Origin of the sequence: Microbulbifer thermotolerans (genome assembly GCF_001617625.1) — a bacterium.
Taxonomy (GTDB): Bacteria; Pseudomonadota; Gammaproteobacteria; order Pseudomonadales; family Cellvibrionaceae; genus Microbulbifer; species Microbulbifer thermotolerans.
On the sequence record NZ_CP014864.1, the window covers coordinates 116,955 to 128,650 of the forward strand.

Consider the following 11,696-nt stretch of genomic DNA (forward strand, 5'->3'; position numbering starts at 1 on the left):
CTTACACCTCCACGACGACCTTGCCGATGGCCTGGCCGCTGGTCAGGCGGTCATGGGCCTTGCCCACTTCGGACAGGCTGAATCTGTGCTCATCCAGCAGCGGCTTGACGCCACCCTGGTCCACAATATGCGCCAGTTCCGCGAGAATCTTTCCGTGGGCTTCCCGGTGATGGTTGTGCAGCATGGGAATCAGCATGAAGACCACGTGGATGGACAGGCCCTTGAAATGGGCGGTGGTCAGGTCCAGCTCAACCAGGGCTACCGTTGTGCTGACATGGCCGTTGAGGGCAGCCGCTTCAAAACTGTTGATCATGTTTGCGCCGCCTACCGTATCGAACACCACATCGAAGCCGGCACCGGCTGTGTGGGCCGCAACATAGTCGGTAACGGATTCGGTCCTGTAATCGATGGGCGTGGCGCCGTAACCTTCAACGATGCTGAACGCCTTTTCCCCTGTTGCCGTGGAGAAAACTTCAGCACCAAAATGTCTGGCCAGCTGGACCGCCAAATGGCCAACGCCGCCGGTACCGCCGTGAACCAGCACCTTCTGTCCAGCCTTTACGCCCGCCCTCTGCAAACCTTCAACAGCGGTAATACCCACCAGCGGCAAGGCGGCGGCTTCACGCATGCTCAGGCTCCTGGGCTTGTGGGCAATCAGCCGTGCATCAGCAGGCATCAGCTCGGCAAGCGCCCCCTGAAGATCGGCAAGGCCGCCGGCACATCCGTAAACTTCGTCTCCGGGGGCAAATCCGGTCACCCCTTCACCCACAGATTCAACGGTTCCGGCGAAATCCATACCCAGCACAGCTGGCAGCTCCGGGGACAGGGGGAGGTCCTTGCCCATCTGGCGAATCATGGTATCGACGGTGTTGATGCTGGTTGCCGCAACGCGGACGATAACCTGACCCGGTTGGGCCGAAGGTGCCGCCATCTCGGCCTGTTCAAACGCTGCCTCAGGGCCGTACTGATTGAGAACCATAGCTTTCATCGTGTAACTCCAGTGGATAGTTGGATTGTCCTGGCCTGTGAAAACAGAGTAGTCGCTCGTAAAAGCCGAAAAAATGGCCAATAATCGTTTTCAGAATTCGCAAAATGGATATAAATCCGTGGAAACTGAAGGCATAAAGCTGTTTGTTCTGGCGGCTGAGAAACTCAACATCAGTGCTGCCGGGCGGGAACTGGGGATGCCGCCATCCGTTGCCAGCGCCAGGCTGGCCAAGCTTGAGAAAGCCCTTGGCGCAGACCTGCTGCGCCGTTCAACCCGTAAAGTGGCATTGTCGTCTGAGGGTGAGGAGTTTCTGCCTTTTGCCAGGGAAATTCTGGCCCAAGAGAATGCCGCTCTGGCAGCCCTGGGTTTTGGGCGGGAGCATGTGTCGGGCACCCTGCGATTCACGGCACCCAGCACCTTCGCCCAGCAATACATAGTGCCTTTGGTGCCCGAGTTTCTGGAGATGTACCCGGGTATCAATCTGGATTTGCGCCTCTCCGATATGGAACTCGACCTTATCCAGGGGAGTTTCGATCTGGCACTGAGAGATTCGGTCCTGCCTGACAGCAACCTCAAAGCCCGAAAACTGGCTGATGACCAGCGGATATTCTGCGCATCCCCTGAATACCTGGAGAAATGGGGAACGCCGAGACATCCGGACGATCTGCATTCCCACCAGCTAATTGCCTTCAAATCCCAGACTTCCGTGGCACTGGTCGGCCCGAAAGGGGAGAAAACACAGGTGGAGCAGCGCAGTTCCCAGAACCGACTGATCATTGATGACGGTCTGAGTTACAAGATAGCGACCATGAAAGGCGCGGGGATAGCAATACACGCCATGTGGAGTGTTCACAAAGAATTGAAGACCGGCGCCCTGATTCGGCTGCTTCCTGAGTTTAGAGTGGAATCCGAGCCGGCACTCTGGTTGGTGTATCCAAAATCAAATGTTTTAACAGCAAAAGTCAGAGTATTTATCGATTTTTTGTTGGAACGTATTGGTGAACGGCCACCCTGGCTTACGTGAAATTGACCTGCTCTTAAATCTTAACCTAGAACTTATTTTGTAAAAAAACGCAGAGTTGAGAGCGGGCTTCTGAGTGTTAAAACTTACTTAACGTCGGGTGGCCAGGTGTCCCAGCCAAGCATCCACTTCCCCCGTGCCCATATCCTCAGGGCTGCGCATCTGATAAAAACGAATAAAGTCCCTCATCCAAAAGCAATAGGTTTTTTCTGTAGGGTATGTCAGATAACCATTTATTCATACAGCATCCTCTGTTCGTGACCAAACTGCAGAAAAAATTTCGGTCGCTGGGACAGATATTTATGAAACGCGAGTGAAGTTGGCAGAAGGGCCTAACGAAATCAGAGAGTTACAAAGGGCATTGAAAATGTGGATATGAATCGTGACGACCGTTTTTTATAATTGGCACCATCGAGCCACTTTTGGCCGAGGCTTGACGTATCAGGGGATTCAGAGCATTCTGGCGTTAATTATTCCTTGGGATATGGGGTGTGGGGAAATTGGTCCTTGGGGCTACGATATAAATGTTATGTGTAGTGAGTCATCATGGAAGAAATGAAAGAATACATAGACAGGTATGAGGGCATTCAGCCCGCGCATTTCGCTTTTTATGGTCAAGCTATCAGGTTCAATTTGGAGTCGGCAATTGCTTCCGTTCAGTTCGTTGTGGAATGTCTAGAGGCTAGAAATACGGCAGAAGATCCTCATAGCCTTACAGACCCAATCCTTGATTCGATACAAAATATATTGATTCATACTGCTAGCCTTTCTAAGTATTTTTGGCCCATCAGCAAGGGTATTAATAAAGTTCACAAAAAACGGGCTCAAAGTTTACGTAAGGCTTTCAAGATAAAAAGTGATAGTCCTATTCGAAACAAAGATCTAAGAAATCACCTTGAGCACTTAGACGAAAATTTAGATAGCTATCTATGGTCAAAGCCTATAGTAGGAAATGTGTATCCGGCATATGTGGGACCGGAGATGCGAAGAGATGAGGTTCCATATCACTTTTTTAGGGCCTTTTTTACAGACTCAGGTATCTTTGAATCTCTTGGTCTTAGATTGGATATTCAACCTATTATTGATGAGCTTTATGAGATCTATCGCGGTGAATCAGGTGGCGAAAACACATAACCAGTGGGTGAAGCTGACCGGTACTACGCTGCGCTCCGCACCGGCAGCTTTCCCAAGGCGTTGGGCCGGTAGCGGCTATAAGGAGAATAAAGTGATATCGATTTTTGAGCAGGGCTCCGGCAAGGGAATTGGGCACAGCGCAGATTCCTTTCTCGAACGTTTCCATGAAATATCGGTAGACCACATAAAATCAGGTAGAGCCAAAGCCTTGGCCTTCGTGTTCTATGATTTTCATGATCGAGAATTTAAGCAGATACTAAAAGATCATGGTGTTTTCTCTCAGCTCGATCGGCTTTCCGGAAACGACTTGAGTGTATTTTACTTGCATTCCGGCAGCGATAGGCTCCTCAAGATGTTTAACGAGACACTTATGGATGCTCTCGGCGTGAATGAAAAAGCTCATACGCCATGCGTCGTATTCTGCAGAACATCATCTGATGGATTTACAGATATATCGGTCGCAAGGCTAGATAGTGCCGATCTTATTCATGGATTCCATGAGCTATATGGAGTAATTAGTGCTTATATTTCAGGGGATAAGGCTCAGCCTGAGCCTAAGTACATTTCTTGGGTGAAAGGATCGTTCAAGTTTGTGTCCTTAGAATCGATAAAGGCTTTGATCAGAGAGCTACTCAAAGGGGGCATTTTATAAGCCTTCGAGAATGTCCAACAATCGGCTGCACAGCGACCGATCTTTCGCCGCTTCGCGGCTCCAAACCGACGCATGAACCGGGCGTTATGTGCAAGGACAGGTCGAGATATTGAAAAATTTGAAAGTTACACTTATCGCTCTGATTTTGATTGCCGCATGTCATTTTGGTGGCGTGTTTGGAATTTTCTTTTGGTTCGGAGGCTTGTTTGTCATTCCAGCCATCGCGATGTTTTTCCAGTATCGGTATCTATCAGGTGGCTCAATCCAAAAAATTATACTGGCCGCACTGCCCTGGTCGCTCTATTCACTATCAGGTTTGGTAGCAGTTCAGGCCATTGAGCATGAAGGCGCTCAAACAATGAACCAAACTTATTACTCAGCGCCACTTTATTCAGCAATAATTGGTAGTATTGTTTTAGGGGTGTGGGCCTCTTACAAGGGTTATCTAAATGAGCGTCAGCAGTAAGCACATAACAATACGTTCAATGTTCGCCAGAAAGGCTGGCTGGACCGCTAAAAACGCTGCTCCGCAGCAACGCGGCCCATTAACTCAGCGTTAGGTGCTCTTCCAGATGAAGTTAAAAGTCAGAGAAAATAATACTAATCCAGCCCCCTTTCATGATGGTATGCATGAAGAAGAAGTTCGTCTCCATTTTGAATGCGGACACTGTGGCAATGGATTTGATGAAGATCTTCTTTCAAGCTTGGATAAAGGAGAAGATTGGTTTCGCTCTTTAACCGAGTCTGACCAAAGGTCTATTGCAAAGGGGTTTGGTTACAAATACGAAATCGTAGGCCCAAACAAAATTCCGTATGTCCGTTTTAAAAATGGCAACATGGCATATTTTGTAAATTTGCCTTGCCCAAAATGTAATACCCTAAGTTTGGTTGCAGTAGAGTTTTACGAAAAGCAACCAGCCCGCTATATAGCATCATTAATGGCGGCCGCCGAAGTAGAGGCAAAGTAATTCACCTAACAATTCAATCAACTACGCACCTACGGTGCTGGATGCAGCAAAGCTGCGCCGCTTATTGAGGCGTTAAGCACTAAATGAATATCACAGAACTACACAATCTAATATCTGAAGTTGCAGAAAGCCTTCCAGAAAATGAATCTAGGCAGCTGCTAGAAATTAGAGATTCGTTGGAAGATTTGGGGCCTTCCTTGTGGACTTCTAAGCTGGCTAAATTTGCTAATGATATGCTTGATAAGAGCGTAGGAGACTGGCAAAAACTATCAATGCTGGAATCTGAAGCAGAGAGCAATGGCTCAATAGAAATCAAGCCAGTGTACATCTTCGTTGCTCTAGTAATTATCCTTGTTGGAGTTGTGTACTTTGCTTAACAAGGCAAGCGAGCGGATACAAAAAAGCTTCGCTTTTTCGATCCGCTGCTTTTGACGTTATGACTCATATGAATAATTTACTAATTTGTGGACTGATAATTTTCTTGGTTGGTTGCACAACCATAAAAAATGTTTCAGATAGTTCTCAATTTGAAGGTGACATGGGCATAAAGCATTTAAAAAAGAACGCTTTTATTTGCTCTGTTGATAATGATGCAATGTTTGCGGAAGGCTTGCCCGAAAACGAGCTATATGAAAACCATGGCTTCAAATCCTGTCCCCTCGGAACGGATGTTGCGTATCTTCTTAAGGGTGCTGAAATTAAAGTTTCAGAGGTTTCTCATCGCTCACACTTCGGTTTAGTGTCTTATACCGATCATTGGTACTTTGTCGGTTCTGCCGACATTGGCGGCAAAACGGTGAGCTTTTACTTCTACTTGGGGTTAACTACTGATGGAAAACCTCCAGAGAACTATAGGGATAATTTGTTGTGGCATTAACAGAAGCTCATAACAAAGCCAGGAACAATCGCCCATGCAAAAAGCACATGGGCTGGACCTCGCTAACACTCGGCCTGTGTTGGCAGCGTTATGAGTAAGTAATGGGAAAGAAGCTGCCGCTAGAACAATTGGAACTCTATAAAAGAATTGACGAGATTCTTTTATATAAATGAGACCCGATTGGAGTTTCAGACGAAGACTGGGCTAGGGGTGAGTATCAATCTTACATTCCAAGAGTTTTCGCTCATGCAGTTGAAAGTGATTCGCCAGAACCAATTGCCAAGCATCTAGGTGTGGTTTGAACGCAAAGGACAACAAAATTGGACACCCATCAATTGAAAAATTGGTGGGAAAGCTAGTGCATACTTAGTCCGCTGTTGCCAGGGCGTGCTATTTGGGTAAGTAGGCTCAGAGTCTTGTGTAGAATTGCGCCAAATGGTTTTGTTGTGGCGCAACAGCCCTTCGCAGAAGAGCGCGATGGTATTTTTCAAGGAAAGGCAAAACTTTAGGAAGTGATCAGCGGAGATAGTTAGCGTTCACAGTCTCGGATTCCGTGGGCCCAAGTTCGCCGAGCTGCTCGCAGGCAAAGCGCACTAAATGGGTTGCTCCAACCAGAGACTTGAAGTGGCCTTCGAAGTTACGGTTAAGGTAGAGCCAGTGTCTCAGCCGATCTGCAGCCGGTCGAGAATCGGTGGCAGTTTTTTGTCAATAGTGCCTCGCTTGTCTTTACGCAGGCAACGGCCGCTCCAGTCCACCAGCTCCAGATAGTCCTGTAACTGAAACAGCAGTCCTACAGGTATGGGCTTTCGCGGATTACCAGCAAAAGGAAAGAACGGTCAAGGTCTGCTCGTCGAGCAATGCCTGAAGCTTGAATCGGCCCTCCCAAGACCGGTGCAGCCATCCTCTTGATCGGTTTTCCGGGCAATGGATTCATTGAGCACCCGCATAAGCCAGCTGATATCCATTAGCCGTGTACCCCATTGCGTGTGCGGATGTTCTGGTAGCTGTTACCGAGGGCAAACAGAGCGATTGACCTGCTCCCCACTTTCCAGTCCACTTCAATCCTAGTAATGTTCATCACCAATGAGGACGATGAACATGAAGAAACGTTTTACTGAAGAACAGATTATCCCAATCTTGAAGGAAGCTGAGGCCGGTATCCCGGTGAAAGAGCTTTGCCGCAAGTACAGTATTTCGGATGCCACTTTTTACACCTGGCGTAAGAAGTATGGAGGTCTGGAGGTATCTGAGGCCCGGCGGCTCAAGACCTTGGAACAGGAGAATGCCCGCCTTAAGAAGCTGCTGGCGGAGTCTCTATTGGATCAGGAAGCATTGAAGGCTGCCCTTAAGGGAAAGTACTAACCGTCGGCAACAAGCGCGAGGCCGTACAAATCATGCGGTCGGAAACGACTATCTCAGAACGTAGGGCCTGTTCGCTCGTCGGGTTATCTCGCGCGTCCATGCGATACCAGTCCAAAAAGGCTACAGAGTCTGAACTGGCTGAACGTATCAAGGAAATAGCACTCGAGCGACGGCGATTCGGCTACCGGCGAGTGCACCAGATGCTGCGTCGGGAAGGGTTGAAAGTGAACCATAAGAAGGTCTATCGGTTATATCACGAGGCGGGACTAGCCGTCCGCAAACGTAGGCGTCGCAAGGGCGTTATGGTTGAGCGACAGCCTCTATCGCTACCGGAAACCCCGAACCATACGTGGTCGATGGACTTCGTGATGGATGCTCTGGCCAATGGCCGTCGTATCAAGTGTCTGACCATTGTCGATGATTTCACCAAGGAGTGTCTCGATATTCAGGTAGCCAGCGGGATATCTGGAGAGCAGGTGGTGAGGAGTTTGGATGCCATAGCGGCCTTCCGTGGTTATCCCAAAGCCATCAGGACAGATCAAGGGCCGGAGTTTACCGGCAAAGCGCTTGATCAGTGGGCCTATCGCAACGGGGTTGAGCTAAAGTTGATCCAGCCAGGGAGGCCGACACAAAACGGATATATCGAGAGTTTCAACGGCAAATTTCGGGATGAATGTCTCAATGAGCACTGGTTTCGGGACTTGGCTCATGCTCGGGGGCTGATCAGCCAGTGGCGGCAAGACTACAACGAGCAGCGGCCACACTCATCGCTGAGCTATCAGACACCGGCGGAATTTGCTGCAGCGTTCAGGTCGCACAAAAAAGAATCTATCAACACGAACATTACTAACACGAGGTTGGATTAAAAATTGGGGGCAGGTCAGTTAAATTCTATGAAGAAATGTCTGTTCACATTACTGTTTCTTAGTTCTTTGGTCTTAGCTGAGGAGCCAGATCTTGATGCTCTTATGGAAGAGCACAATCTAAAGCCTTATCCCATTGAAAAAATTGGCCATAGGCAATTTTTTACAAATCACAAATATGTGAGAGTCGAATCAGGAAAGCTGATAGTCGAATCTGATGGCGAATCTACCAACAATACAAAACTATCTGTTGGTGATGTCCAATATATTGGCACAAACAATGGGGAGTGGGGAGGAAAGCTAGAGGTAATCCAAGATGGTGTGTCTAAGGAATTGATGAAAGGTAATATTGTTCATCTGCTACCCATAGGAAAGAAGCTATATATTATTGAAGGATTAGCGCATTTAAGTATGAGTGGAGGCTCTATCAGTGTTATCGAAGACATGGAAAAGCCTGAAATCCCTCGAAGAATTACATTGCTTCCCGATGCTCCAAGATTAGTTTATCTGGACACTACACGAGCCGATTTTCAACCAATAATAATCGTTGGGTATCGTAGCTTGATGGAGCTTAATCCGTTTGAACAACTGGATATTCTGCACTGGGATGGCTTTTGGTCTTATAAACTGAGCCCTACGAGTATTACAAGATATCAAAACAACTTTCTAATAGGTCTACCGTTTGGCGTTGCAGCAATCCCGGCGCCAAGGGGCTCACAGGAAATTGTATTCTATGCCGAACCAGAATTTAACAAGTAAAGGAACCGGACATTAAAACCGCTGCTTCGCTCTGGTTTTTATGCCGGTGCTTTAGGAGTTAAGATATGTATGGATCAACTTTCGAAGGCAATACAGAATCTAGGAATGATCCGCCTTTTGAAATTGCAGGATCCCCCTGTGTCAGGATAGTTGTCGCCTCCACTGAAACGAAGAAAGCAAGACAGGGGGCAAAGCAAAAATGCAAGCAAAAAGCAAAAATGGACACCCACTAATTGAAAAATCGGGGGAAGTCTACCGTATATTCAGTCCGCTATTACCAGAGCTTGCTACACGGGTAAATCGGCTCGATGTTCCGTGTGGAATTGAGCCAAACGGTTGTGTTGGACTGCAGCAGTCCTTAGTAGAAGCCCGCGAAGATGTTTTTTAAGGAAGGGCAAAGCTTTAAGAAGAAATGATCGGCGGGGATAGATAGTGCTCACAGTCGCGAATACCCTGAGCCCAACGTTTGCCGAGCTGCTGGCAGGCAGAGCACACTGAATGGGCGGCGCCAACCAAGGGCTTGAAGTGGCTTTCGAAGCTGCGCCCAGTACGCTCATCCCGCCCGCACAGGAATGCGTGGCGTACACAGCGAGAGACGCAATGATAGTAGGTAGGGCGTCGCTTCGAGAGATCAGAGATTTGCGCGGGCGTCCCATTTTGCTATTCACATAACTGTATAGATGAACAGCATTTTCTATGAGATAAGAAATGTTGCAATATGACTGTCGTCAAAATTGTTTTGTGGGTGTCCATGATTTGTGTCCTATAAATCAAAGGAAAGTCTTTCAGAGCCAAGTGGTATTAAAGAGCCGGAGAAAACATATTCTCAAGTAACTAATTTCAGAAGAGATCCAAAAGTTAAAGCATGGGTTCTTAAAGAGGCATCAGGTAAATGTGAGTGTTGTAACTCTGATGCGCCTTTTACAACAGCAGAAGGTGAGCCTTATCTAGAAGTTCATCACCTTCGTCGCTTAGCTGACGGGGGTTCAGACACTATTACAAATGCCGTGGCCTTGTGCCCAAACTGCCACAGAGAAATTCACTACGGAATCAATAAATCTTCTTTGGTAGACTCATTGTACAAAAAGTTATCGAGGCTTGTGCATGAGTAAAACGTGTAACAAGTTTGTCTACAGGATCTTTTTTGCTACGTTTCGTTTTTTTGTTGCTGCGCCACTTTACCGAAAAACTACACTACACAAAAAAATGCTTGTTACAAAGGCGTTAGGTTTTCGTATGTGCAACTGCGCTGAATTACCAAAATCGGTTTTAGATATTTCATTGAGTTGGTCCTTCCGATCTATTGAAATGGAAGGAGTAAATCTATTTACGCAGTATTTTTCTGGCTTGGAGGCTGAGGAGTTCTAGCCCGAACTGAGCCATGAAGAAGAATACTATCGTTGCAAGGAATGTGGGCAGGCTTGGTACATTTATCTTGATAGGACGAATCTCCGTTGCCTTGGTTAGCTATCAAGGTGGCTGAGGTATCCACTTCGCTTTGTGAAACTGATATTAGAGTAGGGTGTTCAAAATTCTGTGTCAGCCAAATAGTCACAGACTGATGTATTTCTCCAAGCGCTCTGGGAAGTGGATCGTCAGCTGTGACAGCGTCAGGTTCCAGCTCTGGATTGGGTGCGTCCAGCGCTCGGACGCCTTCAGTATACCGGCGTACAGCAGCTTGAGTAAGCTGTTCTCATTGGCGAAGCCACCCTTGGTTTTGGTCAGTTTTCGAAACTACCGGTGCACGGCTTCAACGGCGTTTGTGGTGTAAATCGGCTTGCGTACGTATTCCGGATATTTGAAGTAGGCCGATAGTGTGGGCCACTTGCTGCGCCAGGACTTGATCACCATCGGGTATTTGTCGCCCCATTTGGCTTCCAGCTCGTCCAGTGCGCTCTCGGCAGCATTGAGTGTTGCCGCCTTGTAGACACATTTGAGATCCGCCATAAAGGCCTTCTGGTTCTTCGAAGCCACGTACTTCATCGAATTGCGGATCTGGTGGATCACGCAGTGCTGGATCTCTGTCTTGGGGTAGTACTCTCGATGGCTTCGGGGAAGCCCTGGAGGCCATCCACACAGGCGATCAGGATATCTTTGACCCCGCGGTTGTATAGGTCGGTCAGAACGCTCAGCCAGTGGTGTGCGCCTTCCTGGTCGGACAAGTAGAGTCCCAGCAGCTCTTTCTTGCCTTCGATGCACACAGCGGGAGACGTAGTGATAGTAGGGCATAGCTTGAAGATAGATCAGGGATTTGCGTGGACGCTCCATTTTAGCTATTCATTTGTGTGTATAGTTGAACGTTGTTTTCTATGAGATAAGAAGTTTTGCAATATTACTGGCGTCGAACAGTTTTTGGGTTGTGGGTGTCCATAATTCGCATGTTAGAGCCTCAGCGGAGTATCCGATACTATGCACTTTTTGCACGGATCTCTGCACTCCCATTTTCGTGCAAGGCACGCATAATGTAATCTATCTCTGTACACGACTTCATGCGGAGGAATAGTGAAAGTAATTTATCTAATACCTTTAATTTTGTTTATTGCTGAAATCGCTTCGGCGAATGAGTTGGTTATTTCATACGCGCCATCAGCTACCGTTAAAGATTATATATATGAAAGCGATAAGAACGGCAGTTCGTATTCGAGATTGAGCCTGGATTCTGGAGCAGGCAAAGGTGTACGCTGGATTCCCCGCTCCAAATTATATTACATCGATTTTTCTGTGCTTGAGTCAGAAAGCGGGGGGCAAGGTGAGAATCACCGCAGCTATAAATCCGTATCGGCTGGCGCCCGTTTTATACAGGATTTTATTATTAACGAAGATGTAAATGCATATTTAGGTTGCACTACTGGGGTTGGAGCAGCTGAATTTAGTACTGAGCGAAATAAAATAAGATCTTTCGCTGAGGCTTCCTTTAAGGGTGGAATCGTATTTAAAGATACATTTACTGTTGGTCCTGAAGTGAAATTCCAGTTTGTTGGAACTCCTGGTGAGACCGTAGCGCGTGTCCTGTTATTCAACGTCAATGCGGGCCTCAGATTCTGACCTGTAAAAAGTAAGTCCAGGTGATGC

At 47.5% G+C, this 11,696-nt stretch carries 13 protein-coding genes and 1 pseudogene; 11 read left to right on the forward strand and 3 right to left on the reverse strand.

Translation table 11 applies throughout. The annotated features are described in order from the left end of the window. Window position 1 precedes the first annotated feature (1 nt). Window positions 2-988 carry a zinc-dependent alcohol dehydrogenase family protein gene (locus A3224_RS00515; protein WP_067150051.1) on the reverse strand — a complete coding sequence of 329 codons (987 nt, stop codon included), beginning with the start codon at window positions 986-988 and terminating at the stop codon, window positions 2-4. Window positions 989-1,106: 118 nt separating this feature from the next. Here A3224_RS00515 and A3224_RS00520 point away from each other — a divergent pair, with 118 nt between their 5' ends. Beyond that, window positions 1,107-2,012 (forward strand): LysR family transcriptional regulator, encoded by a 906-nt coding sequence (locus tag A3224_RS00520; RefSeq protein WP_067157210.1) that lies wholly within the window; start codon window positions 1,107-1,109, stop codon window positions 2,010-2,012. A gap of 87 nt (window positions 2,013-2,099) precedes the next feature. Here A3224_RS00520 and A3224_RS17585 read toward each other — a convergent pair whose 3' ends face one another. After that, window positions 2,100-2,198 carry a hypothetical protein gene (locus A3224_RS17585; protein ID WP_082817333.1) on the reverse strand — a complete coding sequence of 33 codons (99 nt, stop codon included), beginning with the start codon at window positions 2,196-2,198 and terminating at the stop codon, window positions 2,100-2,102. 357 nt (window positions 2,199-2,555) lie between these two features. Here A3224_RS17585 and A3224_RS16380 point away from each other — a divergent pair, with 357 nt between their 5' ends. From A3224_RS16380 to A3224_RS16390, 9 genes are all read left to right on the forward strand, one after another. After that, window positions 2,556-3,143, forward strand: coding sequence for a hypothetical protein (locus tag A3224_RS16380; protein WP_082817334.1), 588 nt, complete (start codon window positions 2,556-2,558; stop codon window positions 3,141-3,143). After that, the gene (locus A3224_RS00525; protein ID WP_156481402.1) at window positions 3,127-3,795 is read left to right on the forward strand and encodes a hypothetical protein; all 669 of its coding nucleotides are present in this window, start codon (window positions 3,127-3,129) and stop codon (window positions 3,793-3,795) included. The genes A3224_RS16380 and A3224_RS00525 overlap by 17 nt, the downstream gene beginning before the upstream one ends. 109 nt (window positions 3,796-3,904) lie before the next feature. Continuing rightward, entirely contained in the window at window positions 3,905-4,261 is a 357-nt protein-coding gene (locus A3224_RS00530; protein WP_156481403.1) for a hypothetical protein, read from the forward strand. Between the two features lie 106 nt (window positions 4,262-4,367). Beyond that, window positions 4,368-4,763 (forward strand): hypothetical protein, encoded by a 396-nt coding sequence (locus A3224_RS16735; RefSeq protein ID WP_156481404.1) that lies wholly within the window; start codon window positions 4,368-4,370, stop codon window positions 4,761-4,763. 83 nt (window positions 4,764-4,846) lie between these two features. Then, window positions 4,847-5,140 (forward strand): hypothetical protein, encoded by a 294-nt coding sequence (locus A3224_RS00535; protein ID WP_067150060.1) that lies wholly within the window; start codon window positions 4,847-4,849, stop codon window positions 5,138-5,140. A gap of 68 nt (window positions 5,141-5,208) precedes the next feature. Further along, complete coding sequence (locus tag A3224_RS00540; protein WP_156481405.1) at window positions 5,209-5,640, forward strand: hypothetical protein; 432 nt, start codon at window positions 5,209-5,211, stop codon at window positions 5,638-5,640. Window positions 5,641-6,738: 1,098 nt separating this feature from the next. Further along, window positions 6,739-7,868, forward strand: a protein-coding gene (locus tag A3224_RS00550) for an IS3 family transposase (RefSeq protein WP_407939262.1) whose coding sequence is annotated in 2 segments (ribosomal slippage) — window positions 6,739-6,997 and window positions 6,997-7,868 — 1,131 coding nt in all. Because the reading frame shifts where the segments join, the coding sequence is not laid out codon by codon here. A gap of 27 nt (window positions 7,869-7,895) precedes the next feature. After that, complete coding sequence (locus tag A3224_RS00555) at window positions 7,896-8,624, forward strand: hypothetical protein (RefSeq protein WP_067150069.1); 729 nt, start codon at window positions 7,896-7,898, stop codon at window positions 8,622-8,624. Between the two features lie 758 nt (window positions 8,625-9,382). Then, window positions 9,383-9,736 carry an HNH endonuclease gene (locus A3224_RS16390; RefSeq protein ID WP_074901948.1) on the forward strand — a complete coding sequence of 118 codons (354 nt, stop codon included), beginning with the start codon at window positions 9,383-9,385 and terminating at the stop codon, window positions 9,734-9,736. 439 nt (window positions 9,737-10,175) lie between these two features. Here A3224_RS16390 and A3224_RS00560 read toward each other — a convergent pair. Continuing rightward, a pseudogene (locus A3224_RS00560) lies at window positions 10,176-10,822 on the reverse strand (IS256 family transposase); the annotation flags it as partial. 304 nt (window positions 10,823-11,126) lie between these two features. Between A3224_RS00560 and A3224_RS00565 the strand changes: the two are divergent. Continuing rightward, complete coding sequence (locus tag A3224_RS00565; RefSeq protein ID WP_067150072.1) at window positions 11,127-11,669, forward strand: hypothetical protein; 543 nt, start codon at window positions 11,127-11,129, stop codon at window positions 11,667-11,669. Window positions 11,670-11,696 lie beyond the last annotated feature (27 nt).